At 69.2% G+C, this 12,673-nt stretch carries 12 protein-coding genes; 11 read left to right on the top strand and 1 reads right to left on the bottom strand.

All coding sequences use genetic code 11. The features are described from left to right. Window positions 1-123: 123 nt before the first annotated feature. The 3 genes from fumC (at window position 124) to METUNV2_RS0106560 (ending at window position 2,381) form a co-directional block, all read left to right on the top strand. Window positions 124-1,560, top strand: a complete 1,437-nt coding sequence (fumC, locus tag METUNV2_RS0106570) for a class II fumarate hydratase (RefSeq protein WP_018228693.1) — start codon at window positions 124-126, stop codon at window positions 1,558-1,560. A gap of 56 nt (window positions 1,561-1,616) precedes the next feature. Next, on the top strand, window positions 1,617-1,865 hold the full coding sequence (locus tag METUNV2_RS0106565; RefSeq protein ID WP_026187933.1) for a DUF2789 domain-containing protein: 249 nt from the start codon (window positions 1,617-1,619) through the stop codon (window positions 1,863-1,865). A gap of 96 nt (window positions 1,866-1,961) precedes the next feature. Next, window positions 1,962-2,381, top strand: a complete 420-nt coding sequence (locus tag METUNV2_RS0106560; protein ID WP_018228691.1) for a YidB family protein — start codon at window positions 1,962-1,964, stop codon at window positions 2,379-2,381. A gap of 72 nt (window positions 2,382-2,453) precedes the next feature. Here METUNV2_RS0106560 and METUNV2_RS0106555 read toward each other — a convergent pair whose 3' ends face one another. After that, window positions 2,454-4,661 (bottom strand): SulP family inorganic anion transporter, encoded by a 2,208-nt coding sequence (locus METUNV2_RS0106555; RefSeq protein WP_051081893.1) that lies wholly within the window; start codon window positions 4,659-4,661, stop codon window positions 2,454-2,456. Window positions 4,662-4,871: 210 nt separating this feature from the next. Here METUNV2_RS0106555 and METUNV2_RS0106550 point away from each other — a divergent pair, with 210 nt between their 5' ends. The 8 genes from METUNV2_RS0106550 (at window position 4,872) to nth (ending at window position 12,518) form a co-directional block, all read left to right on the top strand. Continuing rightward, window positions 4,872-6,395: a hypothetical protein gene (locus tag METUNV2_RS0106550; protein ID WP_018228689.1), complete on the top strand. Its 1,524-nt coding sequence runs from the start codon at window positions 4,872-4,874 to the stop codon at window positions 6,393-6,395. Window positions 6,396-6,515: 120 nt separating this feature from the next. Beyond that, window positions 6,516-7,094, top strand: a complete 579-nt coding sequence (gene rsxA, locus METUNV2_RS0106545; protein WP_018228688.1) for an electron transport complex subunit RsxA — start codon at window positions 6,516-6,518, stop codon at window positions 7,092-7,094. Continuing rightward, window positions 7,091-7,666 (top strand): electron transport complex subunit RsxB, encoded by a 576-nt coding sequence (gene rsxB / locus METUNV2_RS0106540; protein ID WP_018228687.1) that lies wholly within the window; start codon window positions 7,091-7,093, stop codon window positions 7,664-7,666. The genes rsxA and rsxB overlap by 4 nt, the downstream gene beginning before the upstream one ends. Next, entirely contained in the window at window positions 7,666-9,396 is a 1,731-nt protein-coding gene (gene rsxC / locus METUNV2_RS0106535) for an electron transport complex subunit RsxC (RefSeq protein ID WP_018228686.1), read from the top strand. Before rsxB ends, rsxC begins: the two co-directional genes overlap by 1 nt. 28 nt (window positions 9,397-9,424) lie before the next feature. Continuing rightward, a complete protein-coding gene (locus METUNV2_RS0106530; RefSeq protein WP_018228685.1) occupies window positions 9,425-10,429 on the top strand; it encodes an RnfABCDGE type electron transport complex subunit D in 1,005 nt (334 codons plus the stop codon). Then, window positions 10,426-11,145, top strand: a complete 720-nt coding sequence (locus METUNV2_RS0106525) for an RnfABCDGE type electron transport complex subunit G (RefSeq protein WP_018228684.1) — start codon at window positions 10,426-10,428, stop codon at window positions 11,143-11,145. Before METUNV2_RS0106530 ends, METUNV2_RS0106525 begins: the two co-directional genes overlap by 4 nt. A gap of 30 nt (window positions 11,146-11,175) precedes the next feature. Beyond that, window positions 11,176-11,859 carry an electron transport complex subunit RsxE gene (gene rsxE, locus METUNV2_RS0106520; RefSeq protein ID WP_018228683.1) on the top strand — a complete coding sequence of 228 codons (684 nt, stop codon included), beginning with the start codon at window positions 11,176-11,178 and terminating at the stop codon, window positions 11,857-11,859. Further along, window positions 11,859-12,518 carry an endonuclease III gene (gene nth, locus METUNV2_RS0106515; RefSeq protein WP_018228682.1) on the top strand — a complete coding sequence of 220 codons (660 nt, stop codon included), beginning with the start codon at window positions 11,859-11,861 and terminating at the stop codon, window positions 12,516-12,518. Before rsxE ends, nth begins: the two co-directional genes overlap by 1 nt. The last annotated feature ends 155 nt before the right edge of the window (window positions 12,519-12,673 follow it).

Here is a 12,673-nt window from a genome sequence, read left to right as displayed (position 1 = left end):
GTGCGGAGTGCGGCTGAAACCGGCCCGAAGTGTAGCGCAGGCAGCTTCCGGTCACACCCGGGGCCGACCTGCGCGGCTGCGTGTCCTATCCTGAAATCATGATTCCGGCAGGACGCCATCGCCATGCATGCATCTCCGCCTGCGCCGTCAGACTCGACCGGCACCCGCACCGAACGCGATTCCTTCGGCCCGATCGAGGTAGCGGCTGACGCGCTGTGGGGTGCCCAGACCCAGCGTTCGCTGCAGCATTTCGCGATATCGACCGAGCGCATGCCCTGCGAGCTGATACACGCGCTGGCATCGGTCAAGCGCGCGGCTGCGCTGGTCAACGGCCGCTTCGGGCTGCTGCCGGTCGAACGCATGAGCGCCATCGTCGCCGCCGCCGACGAGGTACTGGCCGGCCGGCATGACGACGCCTTTCCGCTGTCGCTGTGGCAGACCGGATCCGGCACCCAGACCCACATGAACATGAACGAGGTGCTGGCCAACCGCGGCTCGCAGCTGATGGGCGGCGGCCTCGGCGAAGCGCGCCTGCTGCACCCGAACGATGACGTGAACATGGGCCAGTCGTCGAACGACGTGTTCCCGACTGCGATGCATGTGGCGGCAGCGGTCGCGGTGCACCGGCACCTGCTGCCCGCGCTCGACGCGCTGCACGCCCGGCTGGCCGACAAGGCGGCGACCTTCGCCGGCATCGTCAAGATCGGTCGCACCCATCTGCAGGACGCGACGCCGCTGACGCTGGGGCAGGAGTTTTCCGGCTACGCTGCCCAGCTCGCACTGGCGCGCACAGGCATTGCCGCCGCGCTGCCGGCGGTGTACGCACTGGCCATCGGTGGCACCGCGGTCGGCACCGGCCTGAACACCCATCCCGAATTCGGCAACCGGGTGGCACAGAAGCTGGCCGACAGCCTCGGCCTGCCTTTCGTGCCGGCCGATAACCTTTTCGCGGCGCTGGCCGGCCATGAGCCGCTGGTGGCGCTGCACGGCGCGCTGAAAACGCTGGCGGTGGCGCTGACCAAGATTGCCAACGACATCCGCTGGCTCGCCTCCGGCCCGCGCTGCGGCCTCGGCGAACTGGCGCTGCCGGAAAACGAACCGGGCAGTTCCATCATGCCGGGCAAGGTGAACCCCACCCAGTGCGAGGCGCTCACCATGCTGTGCGCCCAGGTCATGGGCAATGATGTCGCGCTCACGGTGGGTGCCGCCGCGGGCAATTTCGAGCTGAACGTCTACAAGCCGCTGATCGCCGGCGCGGTGCTGCAGAGCATCCGTCTGCTCGCCGACGGCATGCGCAGCTTCGACGCGCACTGCGTCGCCGGCATCGAGCCGCGGCGCGAACGCATCGCCGCGCTGCTGCAGCAGTCACTGATGCTGGTGACCGCGCTGGTGCCGCACATCGGCTATGACCGCGCGGCGAAGATCGCTGCCCATGCACACGGCGCGGGCCTCACGCTGCGCGAAGCGGCGCTCGCGTCGGGCGAGGTGAGCGGCGAACAGTTCGACCTGTGGGTGCAGCCCGGCGCCATGCTGGGCGTACGCGCGCCCGGCCCGCAATGAAGTTCGCACCGGCCGGATATTCGGACCGGATGACAACCTGCCGTCAGGAGATCGCCATGGACACTACGCCGCATTCGATGGAAACGCTGTTCGCCCAGCTCGGCCTGCCGAACGATCCGCCGTCGATCGAACGCTTCATCGCCACCTGCGGCCACCTCGACAACGGCCTGCCGCTGCACGAGGCCCGCTTCTGGAACCCCGCCCAGGCCGCATTCCTGCGCGACGCGGTAACCCAGGACGCCGACTGGGCGGAAACCGTCGATGCGCTGAACACCCGCCTGCACGCGCGGCCGCGCACAGCCTGAGCGCCAATCCGTCCGTACGGATCGTGGCGTGCGCCGTTGCCCCTTCGTCATGCAGCCGGCGTAAGCTGGCCGCTCATTTCATTCCGGGAGACCGATATGGGACTTTTCGACGCACTCGCCGGGCAGGTGGCCGGCGCACTCGGCGGGCAATCCGGTGCCGGCGGCAACGCCGCGCTGCTGCAGGCCGCGATGAACCTGATCAACAGCCCGCAGATCGGCGGCCTGCAGGGGCTGATCGCCCGATTCCAGCAGGGTGGTCTGGGCGAAGTCATCGCCTCCTGGCTGGGTTCCGGCCAGAACCTGCCCATCTCCGGCGACCAGATCCAGGCCGTATTCGGCGCCGGACAGATCGGCAATGTCGCGCAGCAGATGGGCCTGTCGTCGCAGGAAGTGTCCTCCGGCCTCGTCGGCCTGCTGCCGCAGCTGGTCGACGCGCTGTCGCCGGACGGCAAGGCGCCGGAGGGCGACGCGCTGCAGACCGCGATGGGCATGCTGGGCGGACTGCTGAAGTCGTAATTCCTTCACCGGCCGTGCCCCACCGAAGGGCTCCGCGCGGCCGGTGCCCCGACCAGCCTGCAGTGACATGCGCTACCCGCGCAGCGCCTGCACCTCGCCCACCGCGGTGTGCAGGCGTGCTGCCAGCGAACGCGTCAGCTGGCCGAGCAGTGCGACCACCAGTTCGCTGTGTTCGGCGGCCAGCGCATCGAAACGGGCGCGCGGCAGTGCGAACACCTCGACATCGGTCAGCGCGAGCGCATCCATGCCGTACAGACCGCCTTCGACGAAACCCATGTCGCCAACCAGTTCGCCCGGCCCGCAGGTGGCCAGATGGTAGCTCTGGGTTTTCTTCTGGATGGGCACCGACACCCTGACCAGCCCGCGGCTGACGAAGAACAGGGCCTCGCCGTCGGCGCCGGACTTGAACACCCGTTTGCCGGACTTCACCGCGCGCGGCTCGACCGCGGCCTGCAGCGCCGCCAGAGCGGCGGGCGAACAGCCAGCCAGCGCCGGCATGTCGCGCAGCGTGAGCGCGGCGGCGGCCTGAGCGGACGCTGCGCCACTCATCTGCTGCGCCTCGACCCAGTCCAATGCCTCGTCCAGCTGGCGGAAGGCAACCGCTTTCTCGCTCGGTCTGACCACGCCGGTTTCCTTGAGGAAGCGCTTCATCTTGAGGCCGCTCGGCAGACCTTTCGGGATGTCGCAGAACACCAGATAAGCGTCGCGCTGTTCCAGCCTGTCCTTGATCTGTTCGAGCACGTGCGTGGCGGTCACGTCCAGCGACTGCACCCGCCGCATGCTGAGAATGAGGAATCTGCGGTTGCCGATCTCGGGTTCCAGCGCGCTCTGCAGCTGGCTGGCAGTGCCGAAGAACAGGCTGCCCTGCAGTTCGAACACCACCACCTCACCTTCGTCGGCGTCGCCGGCGTCGGCCGGCACCGGTGCTCCGGCGCGCCGCGAAAAGATTTCCCGGCCTTCGATGCGGCTGCGCACCACCGACGAACGGGTCTGTTCGCGAATGAACAGCAGGATGGAAAAGCCCACACCGGCGGCCGATGCGGCAACCAGATTGGTCGACAGCGCGACCAGCACCACCACCACGATGACCGCGAAATCGAGCCGGGTGTCCGGTGCGAAAAAGAAGGCCAGACCGCGGCGATCGATCATGCGCGCACCCAGCACGATCAGTATGCCGGCCAGCGCGGCCACCGGCACCCAGGCGATCAGCGGCGCGAGCACGAACAGCGCGAGCAGAGCGAAAACGCCGGCCAGCAGCGACGAGCGCCAGCTGATGGCGCCGGATGAAATATTGACCAGCGAGGGGCCCAGCGTGGCCGAACCGGCCAGCCCGCCGACCAGCGCAGACGCCAGATTGCCCACGCCCTGTCCGATCAGTTCGCGGTCCGGATCGAGCCGGACTGCGGTCATCGTTTCCACCACCAGCCCGGTCTTCAGCGTGTCGATGGACAGCAGCGCGGCCAGCGTGAGCGCCGGTGCCAGCACCTGCAGCAGTTGCTGCAGCGTGAAGCCATGCAGCAGAAAGGCGTGTCGCCGCAGCATGTCGGCCACATCGCCGTCGCCACCACCGAGTAAGCCGATCAGCATGCGGTTGCCGGCCAGCAGCCGCAGCGCGGGGTCGAACAGGCTGAGCGTGAAGTAGGCAAGAATGCCCGCCAGCAGCGCGAGGATGGCGACCGGAATCGCGCCGCGCCGCTTCGGCACCGCCACCATCACGCCGGCGGCCACCGCACCGACCAGCAGGCTGTGGCCGCTCCAGCTCAGCGGATGCAGCACGACGTCGGTCAGCGAAGCACCCGCCGGTGCCCCGAGCAGCCGGGGCAGCTGCCCGCCGATCAGGATGAGTCCGACCGCGCTCAGAAAGCCGCTCACCACCGGATAGGGCACAAACTTGATCAGCCGGCCCACGCCGGCGAAGCCGAGCACGATCTGCAGTACGCCGGCGAGGAACACGATCAGGCCGAGCTGCAGCAGCACCGTATCGGCCAGCCCCTGATGCGCCAGTTCGCCGGCGAAGGCCGCCAGCACCGCTGCGGCCGGTGCGCTCGGCGCACTGACGCCGAGCGAGCGGCCGCCGAACAACGGCGCCAGCACGCCGAGAAAGATGGCGCCGAAAATGCCGGCGATGGCGCCCTCTGCGGCCAGCGTGCCGCCGAAAGGGGCGAATACCGTGACGCCGAAGGCGATGGCCGCCGGCAGCGCGACCAGCATGGCGGAAAAACCGCCCCAGGCGTCACCGATCAAGGCCGCGCGAGTTCCGGGCGTATCGTCCTTGTGCATGGTGTCTCTTTATCGTTGTCGTGGTGCCCCGGGCGCAGAATCCTCCCCGGCGGCGCCCGCTTCGATGTTACACCGCGTCGCGCACTGCGGATTTCGCCCGCAGCCGGCACGGCCCCTTCATTTAGACTGCATGCCGCTGCCCCGCCCCAGTCACCCCATCCGATGGCATCACCGCACCCCGCCCTGACCACGCCACACCTCAAGCCTGCCATGCGCACCACTGCGCTGGCCGGTACCGTGCTGCTGTGCGGCCTGCTGGCGCTGCACCTGCTGCTGCGCGGGCCGCATTACCCCTTCATGCCGGACAGCGCGTCCTACATACAGCTCGCGCGCAGCATCGCTGACCTGGCACCCGGCGGCGCGCCGGTACCCGCCTATCAGCCCAACCCGCTGTTCCCGATCGGTTTTCCGGCGCTGCTCTCGGTACTCGCACGCATCGGCGTCGACCCGCGCGACGCCGCCCCGCTGCTGGGCAGCCTGTCATCATTGCTGGTACCGCTGCTGGTGCTGCTCACCTTTCGCCGCGCACTTGGCGACGCGACCGCACTGGCCGTCGCTTTCCTTGCCACGCTGTCGCCTGGCCTGCTGTGGCTGGCCGGATACGGCCTGACCGACCTGCCCGCCTGTGCGCTGTCGCTGGCGGCGGCAGGTTGCCTGCTGTCCGGTCGCTCGGCCAGGCACTGTCTTGCAGCCGGACTGCTGGCCGGTGCGGGCTATGCGCTGCGCAATGCGCAGCTCGCGCTGATCGGCGCGCTGGGCCTGCTCATGCTCTACCGCATGCTGGCGCACCCGGGCGGGTTCCGGCCGGCGCTGCGCGGTGCCGCACTGTTTGCCGCCGGTGCCGCACTGCCGCTGGCGCCGGTGCTGTTTTACAACGCCTGGACTTTCGGCTCGCTGCATCCCTATTCAATGGGGCCGTCCACCGTGGGCGTGCTCGACAACCTGCGCACCTATGTGCAGGAAATCATCTACGACGCCAGCGGATTCCGCGACGCCGGCGTGCAGCTGGCCTGGACGGTGCCCGGACTGCTGGTATGCCTGCTGGCCGTGGCGACTTATGTCCGCACGCTGTGTCGTGCCTGGCCCGGCATGAGCGACGAACAGCGCGAGCTGTGGGTGCTGGCGGCGGCCTATGCGGTGGCCGGTGCGGTCATCGTGATCGCCGCCCGTTCGCGCTACGAATGGGGCGAATTCATCAGCACCCGCCACACGCTTCAGATCCTGCCCTTCGCGCTGGCCGCCTGGCTGGTGGTGCCGCTGCAGACTGCGGTCGCGCGACGCCTGCGTACCGCGGCCCTGCTGCTGCTGTGCGCCAGCCACACGGTGTTCGCGCTGCGACTGGATCCTCAGCTCGATCTGCAGCAGGCGCGCGGACAGACCGCGCGCGAGGTAATCACCGCCGGTCGCCCGCTGCTGTGCGCGCCGCATGACGGAACGCAGCGGCTGTCGAACTGGGCTTACTTGTTCGAGATCGAATGCGCGGCCCCGGTACAGCAGTTCAGTCTGAAGGCGCTGGACACGCACGACGCCACCTTCAGCCAGCTGGTCGCCGGTCTGCGCAAGGCGGCCGACGGCACGCCGGCCGGCGGCGCGCTGCTGGCGATGTATCCGGGCCGGGCCTGGCTGTCGGCCGACAACCTGCGCTTCAGCACCGACGAAGTGGAGGCGATCCGCGCCGCAGGCTGGACGGTGCGTCAGGCCGACGGCCACGCCTTCATCGCGGTCCGGGAATGACGCGCCCACTGCGCGTGACGCCTGCAGCAGCTTGAGCGCTGCGCGGCGCTGCCGGATAATCCGCCGCTTACGGCGCAGCTGCGCCCCGCGGCCACTTCGGCCGGGACCGCTCCTTCCATCATGACGAGTTATCTGTTCATCCTGCTCGGCACCGCGCTGGTCAACAACGTGGTGTTCGTGCGCATCCTCGGCCTGTGCCCCTTCATGGGCGTGTCGAAGAAGCTGGAAACCGCCATCGGCATGGGTCTGGCCACGACTTTCGTGCTCACGCTGGCCTGTGGTTCGAGCTATCTCATCGACACTTACCTGCTGCGGCCTTTCGACCTCGGCTATCTGTCTACGCTGAGCTTCATCGTGGTGATCGCGGCCATCGTGCAGCTGACCGAACTGGTGATCCAGAAGACCAGCCCGCTGCTGCATCAGGTGCTGGGCATCTATCTGCCGCTGATCACCACCAACTGCGCGGTGCTGGGCATTCCGCTGCTGAATCAGGCGGCACGCCACGATCTGCTGCAGTCGCTGCTGTTCGGCTTCGGCTCGGCCGCGGGCTTCGTGCTGGCGCTGGTGCTGTTCGCCAGCATCCGTGAGCGGCTGGATGGCGCCGACATCCCGGCGCCCTTCCGCGGCAACGCGATCGCGCTGATCACCGCCGGCCTCATGAGCCTGGCCTTCATGGGTTTTGCGGGGCTGGATTCATGATCAGCGCGCTGCTCGTGATGCTGGGTCTGGCGCTGGCACTGGGCGCGGCGCTGGGCGCCGCGTCGGTGCTGTTCCGCACCCAGGGCGACCCGCTGGTCGACAAGATCGACGCCATCCTGCCGCAGACCCAGTGCGGCCAGTGCGGTTACCCGGGCTGCAAGCCCTACGCCACCGCGATTGCCGGCGGCGATGCCGACATCAATCAGTGCCCGCCCGGCGGCGACGAAGGCGTGCGCAAGCTGGCCGATCTGCTCGGCCGCGAATACAAGCCGCTGAATGCGGAACACGGCGTCGAGAAGCCGAAGTCAGTGGCGGTGATCGACGAGGCAACCTGCATCGGCTGTACGCTGTGCATACAGGCCTGCCCGGTGGACGCCATCGTCGGCGCCGCCAAACAGATGCACACCATCGTCGCCGACCTCTGTACCGGCTGCGAACTGTGCGTGGCGCCCTGCCCGGCCGACTGCATCGCCATGGTGCCGGTGGCGGACACCGTGGACACCTGGAAATGGCGCTACCCGGTATTCGACCTGAAGCCGGTCATGCACGCGCCGGCGAAGGAAGCCGCCTGATGCTGCGCCAGCTCTTCTCGTTCAACGGCGGCGTCAAGCCGGACCCGAACAAGGGTGCGTCGACCCGCGAACCGATCGCCCGGCTGCCGCTGCCGCCGCAGCTCATCATTCCGCTGCACCAGCACATCGGCGGCACGCCGCGGCCGCTGGTAAAGGCTGGCGACCGGGTGCTGCACGGCCAGCGCATCGGCGCCGCCGACGGCAATGTGTCGAGCGCGGTGCATGCGCCGACCTCCGGCACCGTGGTCGCGGTCGAGCCGCGGCTGATGCCGCACGCCTCCGGCCTGTCGGCCATGGCAGTGGTGATCGAACCGGACGGGCTGGACCTGCGCATCGAGCGCGAACCGTTCGACTGGCACGCCGCCACACCGGGCGAGGTGCGCGACCATCTGCGCGACGCCGGCGTGGTCGGCCTCGGCGGCGCGGTCTTCCCCAGCCACCTGAAGCTTTCGGCCGGCACGGCGGGCAGCACCGACACGCTGGTGATCAACGGCGCAGAGTGCGAGCCCTTCATCACCTGCGACGACATGCTGATGCGCAGCGAGGCGCTGGACATCCTGCGCGGCGCGCAGGTGATGCGGAAAATGCTGGCCGCCAGGCAGGTGCTGGTCGGCGTCGAGGACAACAAGCCGGACGCCGCCGCCGCACTGAAGGCGGCCGCCGCCGAACTGAGCGACGCCTCACTCGACATCGTCGTGGTACCGACCCGCTACCCGGCCGGCGGCGCCAAACAGCTCATTCGCGTGCTCACCGGCATCGAGGTGCCGCACGGCCGCCGCTCGACCGACTACGGCGTGCAGTGCTTCAACGTGGCCACCGCGCTGGCGGTCTGGAATGCGCTGGAGCACGGCGAACCGCTCACCCGCCGCATCGTCACCGTCGCCGGCAATGTCGAGCGGCCGCGCAATTTCGACGTCGCCATCGGCACACCGATCGGCTTCGTGTTCGAACACGCCGGCCTGAAGCCGGACACCGACACGCTCATCATGGGCGGGCCGATGATGGGTGTGCCGCTGCCCGGCGTCGAGGCACCGGTGGTGAAGGCAACCAACTGCCTGCTCGCCTCGTCGCCCGCGCTGTTCCCGCCGCCGGAACCGGAAATGCCCTGCATACGCTGCGGCGAATGCGCGCGCGCCTGCCCGGCCGACCTGCAGCCCTTCGAGCTGTACTGGCATGCACGCTCGCGCAACTTCGGCCGCGCGCAGGAATACCACCTGTTCGACTGCATCGAATGCGGCTGCTGCGCCTATGTGTGCCCGTCGCACATTCCGCTGGTCGACTACTACCGCTACGCGAAGAGCGAAATCTGGGCGCGCGAGCGCGACAAGGACGCCGCCGATTCGGCGCGCGAGCGCTTCGAGTTCCGCAACTGGCGCGCCGAGCGGGAAAAGGAAGAGAAAGCCGCACGGCTGGCCGCACGCAGCGCCGCGAAGCCGGCGGCGAAGACGGCCGACGTGGCGGACAGTGCCCCGTCGCCCGCCGATGCGCAGGCGGCTGCGCCGGCCACGACAGACCCGAAAAAGGCGCTGATCGAAGCCGCCATGGCGCGCGCCAGGGCGCAGAAGGAGGCCGCGGCGGCAAAGAACACCGATGCGCTCACGCCGGACCAGCAGGCCCAGGTCGACGCGGCGGAAGCGCGCCGCAAGCGGGCGGCCGATCTGCTGGCGGAGAAGCAGACGGCCAACGCGCCGGCCGATCCGTCGGCCGGCCAGAACGACGCCGCGCGCTGACCGGCGCCGCAGACCGACACCGACAACGATGTACAACTCTCCCTACCTCCGTCAGAACACCAGCGTGCGCCGCGTGATGGGCACGGTACTGGTCGCCATGCTGCCGGCCATCGCGGTACAGGTGTGGCTGTTCGGCCCGGCGCTGATCGCGCAGCTGGCGATCGCCAGCCTCACCGCGCTGGCCTGCGAAGCCGCCATGCTGGGGCTGCGCGGCCGGCCGGTGGCCCCTGCGCTGACCGATCTGAGCGCACTGGTCACCGCCTGGCTGATCGCGGTCTGCCTGCCGCCGCTGCTGCCCTGGTGGGCGACGATGCTGGGCACCGCCTTCGCGCTCATCATCGGCAAGCATCTGTACGGCGGCCTCGGCCAGAACCCGTTCAATCCGGCGATGCTGGCCTACGCGCTGCTCATCGTGAGCTTTCCGGCGCTGATGTCGCAGTGGCCCGGCCTGCAGGCCACCGACGCCGCGACCCAGTTCGGCTGGGTGTTCGGGGGCGAGCGCATGGTGGATGGCATCACCGGCGCCACGCCGCTGGATGCGCTGCGCACCGGCCTGCTGACCGGCGGCGACGCCACGTCGGTCATGCAGTCGCCCGCCTTCGGCCATGTCGCCGGCGCCGGCTGGGAATGGGTGGCGCTGGCCTGGGCAGCGGGCGGCCTGCTGCTGCTCGCGCTGCGCATCATCACCTGGCACATTCCGGTCGCCTTCATCGGCGCCATGGCGCTGGTGTCCGCCATCGGCTGGCTGATCGCCCCCGCGCAGTTCGCCAGCCCCGCCTTCCACCTGCTGGCGGGCGGCACCCTGATGGGCGCCTTCTTCATCGCCACCGACCCGGTGTCCGGCGCCACCACGCCGCGCGGCAAACTCATCTTCGCCGCCGGCATCGCGCTGATCGCCTGGCTGATCCGCGCCTTCGGCGCCTATCCGGACGGCATCGCCTTCGCCGTGCTGCTGATGAATATCTGCGTGCCGCTGATCGATCTGAAAACCCAGCCGCCGGTGTTCGGCCACAAGAAGGGGGACGCGCCGTGAGCGAGGCTGCAGATCGCCCGGATGCCGATACCGCCGAGCCGGCCGACGCCATCGAGGCGCCGAGCGCGGCGGGCAGCGCGTTGCGTGCGGCTGCACTGCTGGGCGTGTTCACCGTGGTATTTACCGCACTGATGGCGCTCACCCAGGACGCCACCCGCGAACCGATACGCGCCTCGGTCGAGGCCCGCCGGCTGGAACTGATCGCCCAGGTGCTGCCGCGCGCCGACTACGACAACGCGCTGCTGGAAGACACGGTCACGCTGCCAGTGCTGCCGGCGCTCGGCCTGACCGAGCCGGTCACCGTGCACCGCGCCCGGCTTGGCGGCGCGCCGGTGGCGCTGGTGTTCGAGGCGCAGGCACCCGATGGCTACAGCGGCGCGATCCGCCTGCTGATGGCACTGCGCGCCGACGGCACGCTGGCCGGCGTGCGGGTGGTGGCGCACAGGGAAACGCCGGGGCTGGGCGACTACATCGACCCGGCCAAGGACCGCGCGAACCCGAAATGGATTGCCCAGTTCGCCGGCCGCGACAGCAGCGATGGCACGCGCTGGACCGTGCGCAAGGACGGTGGCGACTTCACCTACATGACCGGCGCCACCATTTCCGCACGGGCGGTGACCCGGGCCGCCGGACGCGCCGCCGCGGCGCTGGCACCGATGAGCGACGTGCTGTTCGCGCTGCCGGCAGGCAGCTCGGCCGAAGCGGCATTCAGATGAGCCCCATGACGAGCGATCCGGACACACGACATGAACGCTGACGACCGCGCCCTTTACGGCGACATCACCCGCAAGGGCCTGTGGGAGAACAACACCGCGCTGGTGCAGCTGCTCGGGCTGTGCCCGCTGCTCGCGGTGAGCACCAGCTTCGTCAATGCGGTCAGCCTGTCGCTGGCCACCGTGCTGGTGATGGCGCTGTCCGGCGGCACCGTGGCCGCGCTGCGCACGCTGATTCCGCACGAAATCCGCATTCCGGTGTTCATCCTCATCATCGCTGCACTGGTCACCTGCCTCGACCTGGCCTTCAACGCCTGGCTGCACGACCTCTATCTGGTGCTGGGCATCTTCATTCCGCTCATCGTGACCAACTGCATCGTACTCGCCCGGGTGGAGGCCTTCGCCGCCAAGAATTCGCCGCTGGCCGCCGCCTGGGACGGCGCGGCAATGGGTATCGGCCTGCTGTGGGTGCTTGCGCTGCTGGGCAGCGTGCGCGAACTGGTGGGTGCGGGCACGCTGTTCGGCGGCATCGACATGGTCATTCCGGGCGCGCACGCACTGCAGGTGTTCGGTGAACACTACCGTGGCCTGCTGATCGCCATCCTGCCACCCGGCGCCTTCATATTCCTCGGCCTGCTGGTGGCCGCGCGCAACGCCTGGGTGACCCGCGCACAGGCGCGTGCGACCCACCCGCCTGCCGCCGCGGTGAGCGCCTGATGGCGGGGCGTGCGAGCCGGCTGACCAAGGCCGAGATACAGACGGTTTTCGAACGCTTCCGGGCGGCCAACCCGGCACCGAAGAGCGACCTCGAATACGGCTCACCCTTCCAGCTGCTGGTGGCGGTGGTGCTGTCGGCCCAGGCCACCGACAAAGGCGTGAACGTGGCCACCCGCAAGCTGTTTCCGGCCGCACCGACGCCGGAGGCCATGATCAGCCTGGGCGTGGCGGGCGTCGAGGACATCATCAAGACCATAGGCCTGTTCCGCGCCAAGGCGAAGAATGTGGTGGCGCTGTCGCACCTGCTGCTGGAAAGGCACGGCGGCGAGGTACCGAACGACCGCGCCGCACTGGAGGCGCTGCCCGGCGTCGGCCGCAAGACCGCCAATGTGGTGCTCAACATCGTGTTCGGCGAGCCGACGATGGCGGTGGACACCCACATCTTCCGCATTGCCAACCGCATCGGTCTGGCCCCGGGCAAGGACGTGCTGGCGGTCGAGCACGCGCTGCTCAAGGTGGTGCCGAAGGCATTCATGCTGCACGCCCACCACTGGCTCATCCTGCACGGGCGCTATGTGTGCACCGCGCGCAAGCCGCTGTGCGAACGCTGCAACATCGTCGATATCTGCCGCTACCGGGACAAGACGGTCGCCACCTGAGCGCCTGGCCCGCCCGGCAGTAAGCGGCGCGCCGCTGCGATGGCAGCCCTGAACCGGAGACGGTGCGTACCCGGAGGCCCGATCGCGGCGGGGGCGCCGCTCCCACAATGTCTTTGGCAACGGACTGGGCGAGTTTCCGTGGGAGCGGCGCCCCG

This window comes from Methyloversatilis universalis EHg5 (assembly GCF_000378945.1).
GTDB lineage: Bacteria > Pseudomonadota > Gammaproteobacteria > Burkholderiales > Rhodocyclaceae > Methyloversatilis > Methyloversatilis universalis_A.
Note: the sequence above shows the minus strand (reverse complement) of the source record. Positions and strands in the feature narration are given on the sequence as shown.

Bases quoted from the DNA above. Each gene is read 5' to 3' on its own strand.
- nth (WP_018228682.1), top strand. From the start codon at position 11,859: ATGGCGGGGCGTGCGAGCCGGCTGACCAAGGCCGAGATACAGACGGTT.
- METUNV2_RS0106560 (WP_018228691.1), top strand. From the start codon at position 1,962: ATGGGACTTTTCGACGCACTCGCCGGGCAGGTGGCCGGCGCACTCGGC.
- METUNV2_RS0106530 (WP_018228685.1), top strand. From the start codon at position 9,425: ATGTACAACTCTCCCTACCTCCGTCAGAACACCAGCGTGCGCCGCGTG.
- rsxA (WP_018228688.1), top strand. From the start codon at position 6,516: ATGACGAGTTATCTGTTCATCCTGCTCGGCACCGCGCTGGTCAACAAC.
- METUNV2_RS0106555 (WP_051081893.1), bottom strand. From the start codon at position 4,661: ATGCACAAGGACGATACGCCCGGAACTCGCGCGGCCTTGATCGGTGAC.
- fumC (WP_018228693.1), top strand. From the start codon at position 124: ATGCATGCATCTCCGCCTGCGCCGTCAGACTCGACCGGCACCCGCACC.
- METUNV2_RS0106550 (WP_018228689.1), top strand. From the start codon at position 4,872: ATGCGCACCACTGCGCTGGCCGGTACCGTGCTGCTGTGCGGCCTGCTG.
- rsxB (WP_018228687.1), top strand. From the start codon at position 7,091: ATGATCAGCGCGCTGCTCGTGATGCTGGGTCTGGCGCTGGCACTGGGC.
- METUNV2_RS0106565 (WP_026187933.1), top strand. From the start codon at position 1,617: ATGGACACTACGCCGCATTCGATGGAAACGCTGTTCGCCCAGCTCGGC.
- rsxE (WP_018228683.1), top strand. From the start codon at position 11,176: ATGAACGCTGACGACCGCGCCCTTTACGGCGACATCACCCGCAAGGGC.
- rsxC (WP_018228686.1), top strand. From the start codon at position 7,666: ATGCTGCGCCAGCTCTTCTCGTTCAACGGCGGCGTCAAGCCGGACCCG.